A 14,514-nucleotide genomic window follows, 5' to 3' on the forward strand; every position below is an offset into this window, starting at 1 on the left:
GGCACCGCCTTCCAAGGAGTGTCGTCCGAACTCGGCATGACACCCCGCTGGTTCCATTACCCAGGATAAAAAAATGAGCTTTTTCTCCCGATATCTGCCCTTTGTTGCGGCCATGGCGCTTGTCGTGGTGGCGTCGAACGTCCTCGTGCAGTTCCCGCTGCAGGGTGCAGTCGGCGGCCTGTCGCTGGCCGACATTCTGACCTGGGGCGCCTTCACCTACCCGTTCTCCTTCCTGGTCACCGACCTTGCCAATCGCCGCTACGGCCCGGCTGTGGCGCGCCGGATCGTGTTTGTCGGCTTCACGGCGGCAGTGATCTGCTCGGTCGTCATCCCGCCCTTGCTGTTCCGCTACGGCCTGATCGAATTCGAAACGGCCGCCGACCGGCTGGTGCGCATTGCGGCGGCTTCCGGCACCGCGTTCCTGATCGCGCAGCTGCTCGACGTGACCGTGTTCAACCGGTTGCGCCGGCAGAGCTGGTGGCGGGCGCCGATCGTCGGCACGCTGGTCGGCTCGGTGTTCGACACCGCCGTGTTCTTCACGGTCGCCTTTTCGGCGGCTTTCGCCTTCGCTGGCCCGAACGATGGCTTTGCGCTCGAAACCGCGCCGCTGATCGGCGTGCTGCCGGTCGAGGCCATGCGCTGGGTGTCATGGGCGCTCGGCGACCTCGGCGTGAAGCTGATCATCGCCGTGGTGGCGCTGATCCCCTACCGGCTGCTTGCCGCCCGCTGGAGCCAGCCGGCACTGGCGGCATAGAGCATGATCCCTGAAAGTGGGAACCGGTTTTCGGAAAAGATCATGCTCACAGGTTCTCAAGCATGATCCCATGGGTCCAACTCGATACCGCGAAAGCGCCTGACGGCGACCATGAGCTCCGCCTGAAACAACGCGGCGCCGAATTCTCGATCATGCTCGGCTCGAACGAGCTGATGAACAGTCGCCTCAGCGGTTCTGAGGAAGCGCTTGCGAGGCTGTCCTGCCAAAGGATTGCCGGCCGCAGGCAGCCGAAAATCCTGATCGGCGGGCTGGGCATGGGTTTCACGCTGCGCGCCGCGCTCGCCGAGCGTGGCGCCGCTGCCGGTATCGTTGTCGCCGAATTGGTGCCCGCCGTGGTGGCGTGGGCGCGCGGCCCGATGGCCTCGCTGTTCGGCGGCTGTCTCGACGATCCGCGCGTGACCATTCGCGAGGCGGATGTCGGGCAGATCATACGATCGGAAGCCTCGGCTTGGGATGCCATCCTGCTCGACGTCGACAATGGGCCGGAAGGGATCGTCCACAGGGCCAACGATGCTCTTTACAGTATAGCCGGGCTGATCAGCGCGAGAGCAGCGCTCAAGCCCGGCGGCGTGCTGGCGGTCTGGTCGCAGGGACCCGACAGCGGTTTTACCCGCCGGCTCAAGCAGGCGGGCTTCGCGGTCGAGGAGGCCAAGGTGCGAGCCAATGGCAAGCGCGGCGCACGCCAAATCATCTGGATCGCGACCAACGGACCCCGGCCTGCTGCAACCGGCGCCAAGCTGTAGCTTGTTATCGGCCGTCCTTTGCCGACCGCCTCTCAATCCTCGTGCAGCACAAATTCCAGATACAGATTACGCTGTAGCATCGAGTGGTTGTCGTCCGAGACCAGCGACACCATCAGCGCGCCGTCGTCGCGGGTCCAGACGTCGAGCCCTTCCATATTGTCGATCTGGTAGCCCATGTCGACTTCCATCAGCATCGGCCCGTCGGCAACCGCGCCCTTCTCGACGCTTTCGCCATAGATGCGCCGCAGCCGCATCTTGACGCCGCCGGCCATCGAAAAGCTGCGCTCCAAAAGCAAGAGGTCGCCGTCCGGCAGGAAGGCGCCGTCGGCAATGTCGAAATTGCCGTTGCGCTTGAGGGTGAAGACGCCCTTGTGCGGCCCTTCGATAACGGCCGCATAGATGTTGCCTGCCTTGTCGAGGCTCTTTTCCGAGACCACGACCAGCCCGCCTTGGTGCTGGCCGTCAGGATTGGCGTGGGTGACGGTCTCAAAGCCGCGATTGCGGCGAAGCTCCCAGGCTGGAATCAGGAAGTCGAGCTGCCTGAACGGCGGCTTCATGTCGCCCGGTTCGATCTTGAACTGTGCAATGCGGTGATCGTGCTCGAAGCCGACTGTGGCAATGCCGTCCTTGAGCGCAAGGCCTTCGGCGTCGACCTCCCATTTCTCGGCGATCAGCTGGCCCGCCTCGTCGGCCATCTGCTGCATACGGAAATTCCGGATGCCGGATGGGCGCTTGTCGGCATCATGGGTGATGGTGCCGAAGAACCAGAAACCGGTGTCGGCGACGCCGATGAAATCACTGCCGGGCTTGCGGAAACGAAACGCCGACAGCGCGCCGAAATCGCGTGACGGCGAGGTCATTTCCAGCCCGCCGACGAATTCGAGCGGGCCGAACCTCTTTTCGTCACCGCCGATATGAAACCGGTCTATCAGCCGTGCCGAGATTTCGATCGGCTCGACCGAAGCGGTGCCGGCAGCGATGGGAGGCGGCAAGGCGATGCCGGCAACGAACAGGGCTGTGGCGGCGAAAAGCGTCTGCCGAAAGCCGCCCCGCGAAACAATCATCCGGCGCGCCGCATGCCGCCGCGTCGCGTGTCGCGCATGCTTTCCTCGCCAAACAGCGAGGCCAGTTGCTCGGTCATGGCGCCCGCCAGTTCCTCGGCATCGACGATGGTGACGGCGCGGCGATAGTAGCGGGTAACGTCGTGGCCAATGCCGATGGCCAGGAGCTCGACCGGCGAGCGCGTCTCGATCAGTTCGATGACGGCCCGAAGATGCCGTTCGAGATAGTTGCCCGGATTGACCGACAGCGTCGAATCGTCGACCGGCGCGCCGTCCGAGATCATCATCAGGATCTTGCGCTGCTCCGGCCGGGCGATCAGGCGGTTGTGCGCCCACAGCAGCGCCTCACCGTCGATGTTTTCCTTGAGCAGGCCCTCGCGCATCATCAGGCCGAGATTGCGCCGCGCCCGCCGCCATGGATGGTCGGCGGATTTGTAGATGATGTGGCGCAGATCGTTGAGCCGCCCAGGATTTGGCGGCTTGCCTTCCTTCAGCCATTTCTCGCGTGCCTGCCCGCCCTTCCAGGCGCGGGTGGTGAAGCCGAGGATCTCGACCGAGACGCCGCAGCGTTCCAGCGTGCGCGCCAGAATGTCGGCGCAGGTGGCGGCGACGGTGATCGGCCGGCCGCGCATCGAGCCCGAATTGTCGAGCACCAGCGTCACCACCGTGTCGCGGAATTTGGTGTCGCGCTCCTGCTTGAAGGACAGCGGCTGCATCGGGTCGATGACGACGCGCACCAGCCGCGCCGGATCGAGATAACCCTCTTCGAGATCGAAATCCCAGGACCGGTTCTGCTGCGCCATCAGGCGGCGCTGCAGCCGGTTGGCCAGCCGGCCGACGACGCCGGACAGGTTGGCAAGCTGCTTGTCGAGGAAGGCGCGCAGCCGATCCAGCTCTTCCTCTTCGCACAGATCCTCCGCACCCACCGTCTCGTCGAAGGCGGTGGTGAAGACCTTATAATCGATCTCCTTCGACAGATTGGTGAAGGGATTGTCGTTGCGGCGCGCCTCGCCGGGCGTCTCGGCATCGGCGTCGTCATCGTCGGACAGGTCGTCGGCGGTAGCATCGGATGCCTCCATCTCGGCCGATTGCTCGTCGTCGGACGACGCCTCGGTATCGTCCGACTGCGACTGCTCGGAGCCGGAATCGTCTTCGCCGCCCTCCTCGCTCTGGTCCTCGCCTTGCGGCTGGTTTTCATCGTTGTCTTCGGAGTCTTCGGTCTCCTGGTCGTCACCGAGTTCCTCGGCCATTTCCATGGAAGCCAGCATCTCGCGCACGACACGGGCGAAGGCCTGCTGGTCGTCGAGCTTTGCCGACAGTCCGTCGAGATCGGCACTTGCCTTCTCCTCGACCCAAGGGCGCCAGAGGTCGACCAGCCGCTCGCCGCTCTTCGGCACGGCGCGGCCGGTCAGCTTTTCGCGCACCATCAGGGCCAGCGCTTCCTCGATCGGCGCATCGGCCTTGTCCTTGACATCGATGAGGTTGGCCCTGGCGTATTTGTCCTCGAGCATCGAGCCGATATTGTTGGCCACACCCTGCATGGCGCGCGAGCCGATCGCCTCGACGCGGGCCTGCTCGACCGCATCGTAGATGGCGCGGGCCTGTTTGCCCTCCGGCGCCAGCCTGGTGTGGATGCGCGTGTCGTGGCAGGCGCGCTTCAGCGCCATGGAATCGCCGAGCCCTCGGGTGATGGCGATGTCGGCCTTCGAGGCTTTCTTCGGCAGTTCAGGCAACCGGGCGCGGCTGCCGGCGAGCGCCGGCCGATCCTTGGCGAAACCGACCTCGAGGTCCTTGTCGCCGGCAATCGCGCGCATGCAGACGGTGACGGCGCGCTTGAAGCTGTCGGCTTCAGACCCCGTCTTCGACTTGTTACGCGTGTTGTCGCCCGGACCCGCCATCGATCATTCCCCGACGCATGACCCCGAAAATCGGAAACGATTTTCGGAAAGGATCATGCGCGAAATCAAAGTTCTACAGCGTCCGTCGCGCGTCCAATTGGACGCGCGGCGCTGTAGCGCACGACCTTGTCCGAAAAGCGTTGCGACTTTTCAGAGCCATGCTTAGCCCAGAACCACGTTGGCGGCGCTCTCCGGCAAATCCTGGCCGAAGGCGCGCTGGTAGAACTCGGCCACGAGCGAGCGTTCCAGCTCGTCGCACTTGTTGAGGAAGGTCAGCCTGAACGCCATGCCGATATCGCCGAAGATCTCGGCATTCTCAGCCCAGGTGATGACCGTGCGCGGGCTCATGACGGTCGACAGGTCGCCATTGATGAAGGCCGAACGCGTCATGTCGGCGACACGCACCATCTTGCTGACGATCTCCTTGCCCTTGGCATCGCGATAGTGCTTGGCCTTGGCCAGCACGATGTTCACCTCATTGTCGTGCGGCAGATAGTTCAGCGTGGTGACGATCGACCAGCGGTCCATCTGCGCCTGATTGATCTGCTGGGTGCCGTGATAGAGGCCGGTGGTATCGCCGAGACCGACGGTGTTGGCGGTCGAGAACAGCCGGAACGCCGGATGCGGGCGGATGACCCGGCTCTGGTCGAGCAGCGTCAGCCGGCCGGACGATTCCAGCACGCGCTGGATGACGAACATCACGTCCGGGCGGCCGGCATCGTACTCGTCGAAGCACAGCGCGACATTGTGCTGGTAGGCCCAGGGCAGGATGCCGTCGCGGAATTCCGTGATCTGCAGCCCTTCCTTGACGACGATTGCGTCCTTGCCGACGAGGTCGATGCGGCTGACATGACTGTCGAGATTGACGCGCACCATGGGCCAGTTGAGGCGGGCGGCGACCTGCTCGATATGTGTCGACTTGCCGGTGCCGTGATAGCCCGACACCATGACGCGGCGGTTGTAGGCAAAGCCGGCGAGGATCGCCATCGTCGTGTTCTTGTCGAACAGATAGTCGGGATCGATGTCGGGCACATGCTCGCTCGTCACGGAATAGGCCGGCACCACCATTTTGGACTCGAAGCCGAATTTCTCCTTCACCGGCACGGTGGTGTCGGGCAGGTTGGCGATGTCGCGATCGACCTTGTTCATCTTTATCAACGTCTCCACGGGCGAAGCGCCTGATTTCGCCGGCAATCGATTTTGTCCGGGGGCGGTCTTAGAGCCTTTTCCAACCTTATGAAAGTTGGAAAACGACACGGACCGTAAGGTCGCTCAGCACAATCCTGCCTGCTTGAGCACGCGATAGGCCTGGAGCACATCGCGGAACCGGTCTTCCGAACCTCTGTCGCCGCCATTCGCATCCGGATGGTGGCGTTTCACCAGTTCCTTATAACGCGCCTTGATATCCTTGCCAGTCGCCTTTGTATCAAGGCCAAGCGTTTCCAGCGCCTTGGCCTCAAGCGGCTTGGCCTTGCGCTCACGCGCCTCGCGCGGGTCCTTCGGGCCTTTGAACAGGTCGAACGGATCGCGCATGCGGTTGTAGTAGCCGGCGCGGCCGGAACGCTGCTGGGCGAAATCGGGCGAGGAGCGCGTCGAGGCGCCGTTGACGCCCATCTTCCATGTCGGCCGGTGGCCGGTCATCGCTTCCTTCTGGAAGCGGGCGATCTCAGTATCGGGGACACCGGAGAAATAATTGAAGCCCTTGTTGTACTCGCGCACATGATCGAAGCAGAACTGAAAATACTCGCCCTCCTTCATGCGCCCGACCGGCGCGCGATGGGTGCCGGCCTCCTTGCAACCGTCCCACTGGCAGATCGGCGAACGAGACTTCAGCTCCGCATCCTTCTCAGGGCGGATGCGAATTTTCTCGAAATATTTGGGGTACGGTTTCATCTCACCCATTTATGGGCTGTTCGCCGGTGCGAAACAAGAATTGACATTTTCGCGATGATCGCCCTAACCGCTGAATCGCGGCATAAAGCGGGCGATCGGCGAATTTTGTCGCGACGGCGGCGCCGCGCGTCCTTCCAGACGCGCAAAGGCCGCCGATTTTCGGGGGTTGCACCCGCCATATGTGGTGAAGGGAAGTAAGAATGTCCATACAGTCGACGATGGAAGGCAAGTTGAAGAAGGCGTTCTCGCCGGAGCGGCTGGTCATCATCAACGAAAGCCATCTCCATGCCGGCCATCACCATCAGGACTCCGACCATCACGGCACCTATGACGGCACCGGTGAGACGCATTTTCGCGTCCGCATCGTCTCCTCAGCCTTTGCCGGCATGAGTCGCATCGAGCGCCACCGCGCGGTCAACGCATTGCTGGCCGACGAATTGAAGGCTGGTGTCCATGCGCTGGCGATCGAGCCGGCCGCGCCGGACGAAAAGACCAGGTGGTAGACCTCAGCCGAGCGCTGCCTTCAGGAAAATCATCACCGCACCGGTCAACGCGTCGCCTTCGTCGCCGAAATCGCGATTGATCGACATGTGCGAATAGGCGCTGCCATCGAACAGTGTCACCTCCGTTCCAGTCGCCCGCAGGCGCTCGGCGAAGGCCCGTGAGGCTGCCGCACGACCCGCTGCGCGCGAATAGGCGATGAAGGTCGCCGGATGTTTGCGGCTCCCGACATGGGTGGCAGGCGACAGCGTTCGCCACTGCGCCGGGTCGGGAAAGGCCTTCGCATAGGCCCGTGTCATGCTGCCGCTCCTCGCAAGCGCCTCCAGGTCATAAGCCCTGGTATCGTTCAGAACCAGCGCCGCGACGCCGGGCAGACCGCCGCGCAGCCCGGTCAGTGCGGCGAGATGGCTGCCGGCCGAATGGCCCATCACCGCAATCCGGTTCGGATCGCCGCCGTATCTGGCGATGTTGGCGCGCACGTAGCGATAGGCCTGCTCGACATCGTTGGCTTGGGTGGAGACATCAGCCTCAGGCAGCATCCGGTAGTCGATCGAGACGAAGCAGAAGCCATTGTCGAGCAGGAAGTCCGGCTTGACGTCGACGTTGGTGCGATTGCCGGCTCGCCAGGCACCGCCATGGATGAAAACGATCACAGGCAGGGAGCTGGCGCCGGCGCGCGCGTAGATGTCGAGCCTGGCCGGACCGTAGTCGACAGTTTGCGGAGATGGCGAAAGCCGGCGCGATGCCGCCGAAGCGCTGGCCGTCGACAAAGCCATCGTCATCAAAAGCAGGGTTCGCCGATCGATCACCGTCACCTCCAGACAGCCCGGTCGAAAGTGCACGCCGGCGCGGCGAACGTCCAGGATTGATTAGCCGCGAAAGAACCTATTAGAACTAAATCTCGCCGGCCGGCCTGATCCTCAGCCTTGCAATCCGGTTCTTGTCGCGCTTCATGACGACGAAGCGCTTGCCGTGAAAGGTGAAAGCCTGCTTCTCGTCCGGGATCAATTGCGTCTCGTGGATGACGAGACCGGCAATGGTGGTGGCTTCTTCGTCCGGCAGGTCCCAGTCGAGCGCGCGGTTCAGGTCGCGGATCGACACAGTGCCGTCGACGACGACGGAGCCGTCGGCTTCCTGCTTGACGCCCTGCATGTCGATATCGTGCTCGTCGGCGATCTCGCCGACGATCTCCTCGATGATGTCCTCCAGCGTCACCAGCCCCTCGACCTCGCCATACTCGTCGACGACGATAGCGAAATGCGCCTTGCGCCGCAGGAAGGCGTTGAGCTGTTCCTGCAGCGTCGTGGTATCGGGCACGAACCACGGTTTTGAAGCGATCTTCATCACATCGATCTTGGAAAAGTCGTTGCCGACATCGTTCAACGCGCGCAGCAGGTCCTTGGCGTGCAGCACGCCGACGATGTTGTCGAGCGAGCCCTTCCACAAGGGCATGCGGGTATGCGGGCTCTGCAGGATCTCGCGCACCACCGCTTCCGGCGGATTGTCGGCATTGACCGAGCGCATGTTGGTGCGATGGACCATGACATCGGACACTTCGAGCTCATCGAGATCGGACAGGCGACCGATGCGGGCGCGATCCTCGCGCACCACCTGTCCGTCGCGACGAAAATCGTCGACGGCGCCCCGCGATTCATCATGGTTCGAATGCTGCGGCTCGATGCGCTGCAATTCATAGCCGAAGGCGGCGAGCAGGCGCGCGCGAAAGGCAAAGGCGAGCAGGCCGAGCCCGGCAAGGACAGCAGCGACAATCCAGCCGGCCTCGCTCATCCCGGTCGGCCTCTCGGCTGACCCGGTCGGCCTCCCGGCCGACCCGGGCGGCTGTTCTGCTGACCCGGATGGTTCTCCCTCAGAAACGACAGCACTTCCGACGCCGGCACATCCTTGGCGATGAAGGCCTGGCCGATGCCGCGCGTCAGGATGAAGGTCAGCGCGCCGCGCGACACCTTCTTGTCCTGGGCGATAAAGGCAAGCAGCGCCTCGGCGTCAGGCAATTCACCCGGAATATCGGCCATGCGCCAGGGCAGGCCAACGGCGCGAAGATGCGCCTCGACGCGCGCCGCATCGTCGGGACTTGCCAGGTTGAGGCGTGACGAAAAGCGATAGGCCAGCGCCATGCCGATGGCGACGCCCTCGCCGTGGACGAGACGGGCGCTGTCATATCGGGTGGCGGCCTCGAGCGCGTGGCCGAACGTGTGGCCGAGATTGAGCAGCGCGCGGTCGCCGGTCTCGAACTCGTCGCGGCCGACGACATCGGCCTTGGCGCGGCAGGCCTCGGCGATGGCCTCGGTCCGCTGCGGGCCGCCGGCGAACACCTTGCCCCAGTTTTCCTCCAGCCACGCGAAGAAGTCGGGGCGATCGATGAGCCCGTACTTGGCGAGTTCGGCATAACCCGCCCGGAATTCCCGGATCGGCAGCGTGTCGAGCACTTCGGTGTCGGCCAGCACCAGTTTCGGCTGATGGAAAACGCCGACGAGGTTCTTGCCGCGCGCACTGTTGATGCCGGTCTTGCCGCCGACGGAAGAGTCGACCTGCGCCAGCAGCGAAGTCGGGATCTGCACGAAATTCATGCCGCGGCGCACGATGCCGGCGGCGAAGCCGGCCAGATCGCCGATGACACCGCCACCGAGAGCGACGACGACGTCGCCGCGTTCCAGTCTCGCGGCGAGCACGCCGTCCACCACCTCTTCGAGATGCGCGAAACTCTTGGTCTTTTCTCCCGCCGGCAAAGTAATGACCGCAGGCTGGATGCCGCCCTTTTCGAGGCCGGCCTTCAACGTCTCGAGGTGGGCGGCGGCGACATTGACGTCGGTGATCACCGCGGCGCGCGTGCCGGGCAGGCGGCGCGAAATCTCGGTGCCGGCGCGCAACAGCAGGCCGGAGCCGATCAATATGTCATAGGCGCGATCGCCGAGCCCGACTTCGACGGTGACTGTCGCGTTGCTTTTCACGGGCGCACCTCGCCTGTCGCGGCTGCCACGCCGAAATACCCGCAAAGCGCGTTCACCACCTCGGCGGCGATGACCTCCTTGCGATCGTCGCGGGTCGGCACGGTAACATCGGCGGTTGCGTAGACCGGATAGCGCTCGGCCATCAACCGCGCGATCACGGCACGGGGATCGGCGCTTTTCAGGAGCGGCCGGTTCTGCTTCTTGGAAACGCGGTCCATCAACAGGTCGATCTCGGCCTTCAGCCATACCGACACGCCATGGCCGGCAATGGCCTCCCGCGTCGGCGCGCTCATGAAGGCGCCGCCGCCCGTCGACAGCACCTGCGGGCCGTGTTCCAATATGCGCAGGATGACGCGCTGCTCCAGCGCCCGGAACTCGGGCTCGCCATAGCGTTCGAACAGTTCCGGGACGCTCATTCGCGACACGCTTTCGATTTCCTGATCACTGTCCATGAAAGGCAGTCCCAGCATCCCCGCCACCTTGCGGCCGATCGCCGTCTTGCCGGCGCCCATCAGGCCGACAAAGACAATGGAACGGCTGCCCAGCCGGCCGAGCAGCGCGGCATGGCTCTCATCGGGAGGATTGGCTGGCAACGCGTTCATGACACCATTATGTTTCTAAGCAGGTTCCGCAAAGCTATCCCAGGTTTTGCGACAGAACCTGCGACAAGCCAAAGAATCCAGGCAGGCATTTTCGGGCTAGCCCACGAATGCCTGCTTAGACCCCTCTTTGCCGGCGTATCGACATCAAAAGCCTGATTGCGTCAAGCGTGGCGCCGCCGCACGTCGTCCGCGCTTCGCCCTTGAATTGGCCGGATTGGCGTCTCATAAGGGCACTGGGTTTGGAAACGCAGAACAACAAGACGGGCGAAAATTGATGCCGACACTGTTCCGCTTTGTCGTGACGCTCACGATTCTGGCCGGCATTGTCTATGGCGCGATGTTCGCTCTGGCGATGTTCGTCGAGCCGAGAAAGGCCGAAATGAGCGTGCGCATCCCTCCCGAAAAGCTCATTCCCAAGAAGAACTGAGAGACATGAACAGCGCGGCCCGCATCGAAGCCTTTCTGGAAATGATGAGCGCCGAGCGCGGCGCTGCCGAAAATACGCTTTCCAGCTATCGCCGCGACCTCGAAGACGCGTCAGCCGAGATCGACGGCGGGCTCGCTGGTGCCGCCGCTGCCGATATCCGCAACTATCTCGACGAGATAGCCGCACGCGGCTTTGCCGCCACCTCGCAGGCACGCAAGCTGTCGGCGATGCGCCAGTTCTTCAAGTTCCTCTACGCCGAGGGTCTGCGCGGCGACGACCCGACCGGAACCCTGGACAGTCCGAAGAAGGGCCGGCCGCTGCCGAAGACGATGAGCGAGGCCGACACCGGCCGGCTGATCGACCGTGCGGCGCAGGAGGCAGCTGGCGCCTCGCTGAACGATGGCGACGGCCTGGCGGCGCTGCGCCTGCATGCGCTGGTCGAGGTGCTCTACGCCACCGGCCTGCGGGTTTCCGAACTGGTCGGCCTGCCGGTGACGGTGGCGCTGCGCGACGATCGTTTCTTCATGGTGCGCGGCAAGGGTGACAAGGAACGCATGGTGCCGCTGTCGGCAAAGGCGCGCATCGCTATGCGGGCCTGGCTCGCTGCCCGGGCAACGGTGCCGGCTTTGGCGGATAGCCCGTTCCTGTTTCCGGCGGCAAGCGACAGCGGCTATCTATCGAGACAGGTCTTCGCCCGCGACCTGAAGGGCCTTGCCGCGCGGGCCGGCATCGCCTCGGCGAAAATATCGCCGCATGTGCTGCGCCATGCTTTTGCCAGCCATCTCTTGCAGAACGGCGCCGATCTCAGGGCCGTGCAGCAGTTGCTTGGCCATGCCGATATTTCAACGACGCAGATTTACACACATGTGCTGGAGGAGCGGCTGGTGCGGCTGGTCAACGATCATCATCCGCTTGCCGACTAGGCGTCATATCGCTATGTGAGGACGACGTTCCACCGCCCGGAGCCTCTATTTTCCAGGTTCCGTCAGTCATTGCCTCCCGGCTTATCGGTCCGCCCAAGAATGTACAATTACCTCGATTTCGAAAAGCCGGTCGCCGATCTCGAAGGCAAAATCCTCGAGTTGAAGAAGCTCGCCGAGAATGGCGAGGCGGTCGATGTCGGCGATGAGATCAGCCGTCTCGAGAAACGCGTGCGCGACGCATTGCGCGACACTTACAAGGCACTGACCCCGTGGCAGAAGGTGCAGGTGGCGCGCCATCCGGACAGGCCGCATTGCGTCGACTACATCAAGGGGCTGTTCAACGATTTCACGCCGCTTGCCGGCGACCGCAATTTCGGCGAGGACCAGGCGATCGTCGGCGGCTTCGCCCGCTTCCGCGGCGAGCCGGTGGCGATCATCGGCCAGGAAAAGGGTTCGGACACGGCCAGCCGGCTGAAGCATAATTTCGGCTCGGTGCGGCCGGAGGGCTATCGCAAGGCGGTGCGGCTGATGGAACTCGCCGACCGCTTCAATATCCCGTTGCTGACGCTGGTCGACACGGCCGGCGCCTATCCCGGCGTCAATGCCGAGGAGCGCGGCCAGGCCGAAGCCATCGCCCGCTCGACCTCGGCCTGTCTTCGCCTGAAGGTGCCGTCGATCTCGGTGGTCATCGGCGAAGGCGGCTCGGGCGGTGCCATCGCGATCGCCACCGCCAACCGCGTCTACATGCTCGAACACGCCATCTATTCGGTGATCTCGCCGGAAGGCGCCGCCTCGATCCTGTGGCGCGACACCACCCGCTCGAAGGATGCGGCGACCAACATGAAGATCACCGCTCAGGATCTGCTGGAGCTGAAGATCATCGACGCCATCGTTCCCGAACCGCTCGGCGGCGCTCATCGTGGCCCGGAAACGGTGATTGCCGCCACCGGCGATTTCATTGCCAAAACGATGAAGGAATTCTCCGGCGCCAACACCGATTTTCGTGAGCAGCGCCGCGAGAAATATCTGGCTATGGGGCGAAACCTCTAGACTATGATCCCGAACCGAAGCTCAGCGCAGCAAAAAGTGGGTACCGGTTTTCGCAAAAGGCGTGGTCGAACAAGGGGATTCAGGCCGGCCGATTTCAGTCGGACGGACCGCCGGACGGTTTCGACGCCGCAATGTGGCGAGATTAAGCACCTTCGCCACAAAAATGCCGCTGCACTCGTTTCAATCGGATTGCCGTAAGGCCCGGCGCTGCGGTAAGGAATTTTCAAGGTTAACGGGCTTAGGGTTGGGCCTGTCGGCCCTGATGCCTGCGGTCCGAAAGAAAAGACATAGCCATGTTTGCCAAGCTTGCCCGCACCGCACTTGTGATTGCCGCGATAGGCGTCGCTGGCTGCAACGATTCTTCGATGAAGGATTTTGCCCCCCACGCCAACAAGCCGTTGCCCGAAAAAATCCTGGCCAGCATGAAGGCCAAGGGGATGACCCGCACCTCGCCGGTGATGGCCCGCATCTTCAAGGAAGAGGGCAAGCTCGAAATCTGGAAGGCCAAGACCAACGGCCGCTATGACTTGGTCGCCAGCTACGACATCTGCAAATGGTCGGGCAAGCTGGGTCCCAAATACGCCGAAGGCGACCGCCAGGCGCCGGAGGGCTTCTATACGGTCCGTCCGGCGCAGATGAATCCGCGGTCGAGCTACCACCTTGCCTTCAACATCGGCTATCCCAACGTCTACGACCGCGCCAATGGCCGCACCGGTTCCCATCTGATGGTCCATGGCGCCTGCTCGTCGTCGGGCTGTTATTCGATGACCGACGCGCAGATCGAGCAGATCTACGCCTTCGGCCGCGACGCTTTCCAGGGCGGGCAGACCGAGTTCCAGATCCAGGCCTTTCCGTTCCGCATGACCGCCGCCAACATGGCGCGTTATCGCAAAGACCCGAACTACGAATTCTGGAAGATGCTGAAGGTCGGCTACGACAATTTCGAGATCACGAAAGTGCCGCCGAAGGTCGATGTCTGCGAGAAGCGCTATGTCTTCAACCAGGTCGCGCCTGACGGCGAGACCTTCGATCCGACCGGCGCCTGCCCCGCGACGACGCAGCCGGATTCGCTGAAGAGCGCCTTCAATGCCTACCAGAGCACCTACGAGGCGGCTTTCAACGGCGCGGTCAAGGCCAGCGTGCCGGCGCCCAAGCCGACCATCGGCGGGATCAAGGAAGCCAGCATCGTTTCCGAGTGGTCGAAGAAACGCGCCCGTGGCGAACGCGTGCCGATCGATCCGCCGTCGTTCAACGCCGACGGCTCGGTGACCGAGACGGCGCGCATGGGCCGCATCGATTCGCCGGCGGGCCGCAAGATGGCCGCGCTCGACGCGGAGAAGGCCGCCAAGCAGAAGGCCAAGGAGCAAAGGCTTGCCGCGATAGAAGCGGCCAAGGCCGAGAAAGAGGCGGCCAAGGCTCAGGCTCTGGCCGAAAAGCAAACGGCCAGGATCAATTCGCTGGCCGAAGAGGAGGAGGCCAGGGCCGCTGCCGAAGCGCCTGTCGCTACCGCGACAATCGCGTCGTCCCCCGATGCCGCCCCGGCCGCAACGCAGGCGGCGAATGCCGGTGAAAGCCGGACGACAAGGCTGAAGAAGAAGCTGCTCGGCATGTTCGGCGGCTGAGCTTCATGGCTGAACACGGAGATGGGGGCCAGGAAGACAGGCCCTCAACC

At 63.5% G+C, this 14,514-nt stretch carries 15 protein-coding genes; 7 read left to right on the forward strand and 8 right to left on the reverse strand.

The features are described from left to right. Positions 1 to 73 precede the first annotated feature (73 nt). Together AC0L2Z_RS25980 and AC0L2Z_RS25985 are read left to right on the forward strand one after the other, a co-directional pair. Positions 74 to 754, forward strand: a complete 681-nt coding sequence (locus AC0L2Z_RS25980) for a queuosine precursor transporter (protein WP_287346683.1) — start codon at positions 74 to 76, stop codon at positions 752 to 754. 62 nt (positions 755 to 816) lie between these two features. Next, the gene (locus AC0L2Z_RS25985; RefSeq protein ID WP_473629670.1) at positions 817 to 1,518 is read left to right on the forward strand and encodes a polyamine aminopropyltransferase; all 702 of its coding nucleotides are present in this window, start codon (positions 817 to 819) and stop codon (positions 1,516 to 1,518) included. A gap of 32 nt (positions 1,519 to 1,550) precedes the next feature. Here AC0L2Z_RS25985 and AC0L2Z_RS25990 read toward each other — a convergent pair whose 3' ends face one another. From AC0L2Z_RS25990 to AC0L2Z_RS26005, 4 genes are all read right to left on the reverse strand, one after another. Next, a complete protein-coding gene (locus tag AC0L2Z_RS25990) occupies positions 1,551 to 2,582 on the reverse strand; it encodes an esterase-like activity of phytase family protein (RefSeq protein WP_473629671.1) in 1,032 nt (343 codons plus the stop codon). Then, positions 2,579 to 4,477 (reverse strand): cobaltochelatase subunit CobT, encoded by a 1,899-nt coding sequence (cobT, locus tag AC0L2Z_RS25995; RefSeq protein ID WP_473629672.1) that lies wholly within the window; start codon positions 4,475 to 4,477, stop codon positions 2,579 to 2,581. Before cobT ends, AC0L2Z_RS25990 begins: the two co-directional genes overlap by 4 nt. Positions 4,478 to 4,639: 162 nt before the next feature. After that, on the reverse strand, positions 4,640 to 5,626 hold the full coding sequence (gene cobS / locus AC0L2Z_RS26000) for a cobaltochelatase subunit CobS (protein ID WP_128246076.1): 987 nt from the start codon (positions 5,624 to 5,626) through the stop codon (positions 4,640 to 4,642). 123 nt (positions 5,627 to 5,749) lie between these two features. Next, positions 5,750 to 6,379, reverse strand: a complete 630-nt coding sequence (locus tag AC0L2Z_RS26005) for a J domain-containing protein (protein WP_036262308.1) — start codon at positions 6,377 to 6,379, stop codon at positions 5,750 to 5,752. A gap of 191 nt (positions 6,380 to 6,570) precedes the next feature. On the opposite strand from AC0L2Z_RS26005, the gene AC0L2Z_RS26010 reads away from it, so the two are divergent. Further along, positions 6,571 to 6,873 (forward strand): BolA family protein, encoded by a 303-nt coding sequence (locus tag AC0L2Z_RS26010; RefSeq protein WP_077372975.1) that lies wholly within the window; start codon positions 6,571 to 6,573, stop codon positions 6,871 to 6,873. Positions 6,874 to 6,876: 3 nt separating this feature from the next. Here AC0L2Z_RS26010 and AC0L2Z_RS26015 read toward each other — a convergent pair whose 3' ends face one another. From AC0L2Z_RS26015 to AC0L2Z_RS26030, 4 genes are all read right to left on the reverse strand, one after another. Beyond that, a complete protein-coding gene (locus tag AC0L2Z_RS26015) occupies positions 6,877 to 7,680 on the reverse strand; it encodes an alpha/beta hydrolase (protein WP_473629673.1) in 804 nt (267 codons plus the stop codon). A gap of 85 nt (positions 7,681 to 7,765) precedes the next feature. Further along, on the reverse strand, positions 7,766 to 8,659 hold the full coding sequence (locus AC0L2Z_RS26020) for an HlyC/CorC family transporter (protein WP_027153417.1): 894 nt from the start codon (positions 8,657 to 8,659) through the stop codon (positions 7,766 to 7,768). Next, the gene (gene aroB, locus AC0L2Z_RS26025) at positions 8,656 to 9,840 is read right to left on the reverse strand and encodes a 3-dehydroquinate synthase (protein WP_473629674.1); all 1,185 of its coding nucleotides are present in this window, start codon (positions 9,838 to 9,840) and stop codon (positions 8,656 to 8,658) included. The genes AC0L2Z_RS26020 and aroB overlap by 4 nt, the downstream gene beginning before the upstream one ends. Then, positions 9,837 to 10,442: a shikimate kinase gene (locus tag AC0L2Z_RS26030; protein WP_287346673.1), complete on the reverse strand. Its 606-nt coding sequence runs from the start codon at positions 10,440 to 10,442 to the stop codon at positions 9,837 to 9,839. The genes aroB and AC0L2Z_RS26030 overlap by 4 nt, the downstream gene beginning before the upstream one ends. A gap of 274 nt (positions 10,443 to 10,716) precedes the next feature. Between AC0L2Z_RS26030 and AC0L2Z_RS26035 the strand changes: the two genes are divergently transcribed. From AC0L2Z_RS26035 to AC0L2Z_RS26050, 4 genes are all read left to right on the forward strand, one after another. Then, the gene (locus AC0L2Z_RS26035) at positions 10,717 to 10,869 is read left to right on the forward strand and encodes a histidine kinase (protein ID WP_091593135.1); all 153 of its coding nucleotides are present in this window, start codon (positions 10,717 to 10,719) and stop codon (positions 10,867 to 10,869) included. Positions 10,870 to 10,874: 5 nt separating this feature from the next. Continuing rightward, entirely contained in the window at positions 10,875 to 11,792 is a 918-nt protein-coding gene (locus AC0L2Z_RS26040) for a site-specific tyrosine recombinase XerD (protein ID WP_128176117.1), read from the forward strand. A 99-nt stretch (positions 11,793 to 11,891) separates the two neighbouring features. Beyond that, positions 11,892 to 12,842, forward strand: coding sequence for an acetyl-CoA carboxylase carboxyltransferase subunit alpha (locus tag AC0L2Z_RS26045; RefSeq protein WP_473629675.1), 951 nt, complete (start codon positions 11,892 to 11,894; stop codon positions 12,840 to 12,842). A 293-nt stretch (positions 12,843 to 13,135) separates the two neighbouring features. Then, the gene (locus AC0L2Z_RS26050; protein WP_473629676.1) at positions 13,136 to 14,464 is read left to right on the forward strand and encodes a L,D-transpeptidase family protein; all 1,329 of its coding nucleotides are present in this window, start codon (positions 13,136 to 13,138) and stop codon (positions 14,462 to 14,464) included. The last annotated feature ends 50 nt before the right edge of the window (positions 14,465 to 14,514 follow it).

The organism is Mesorhizobium sp. WSM4850 (genome assembly GCF_055811735.1).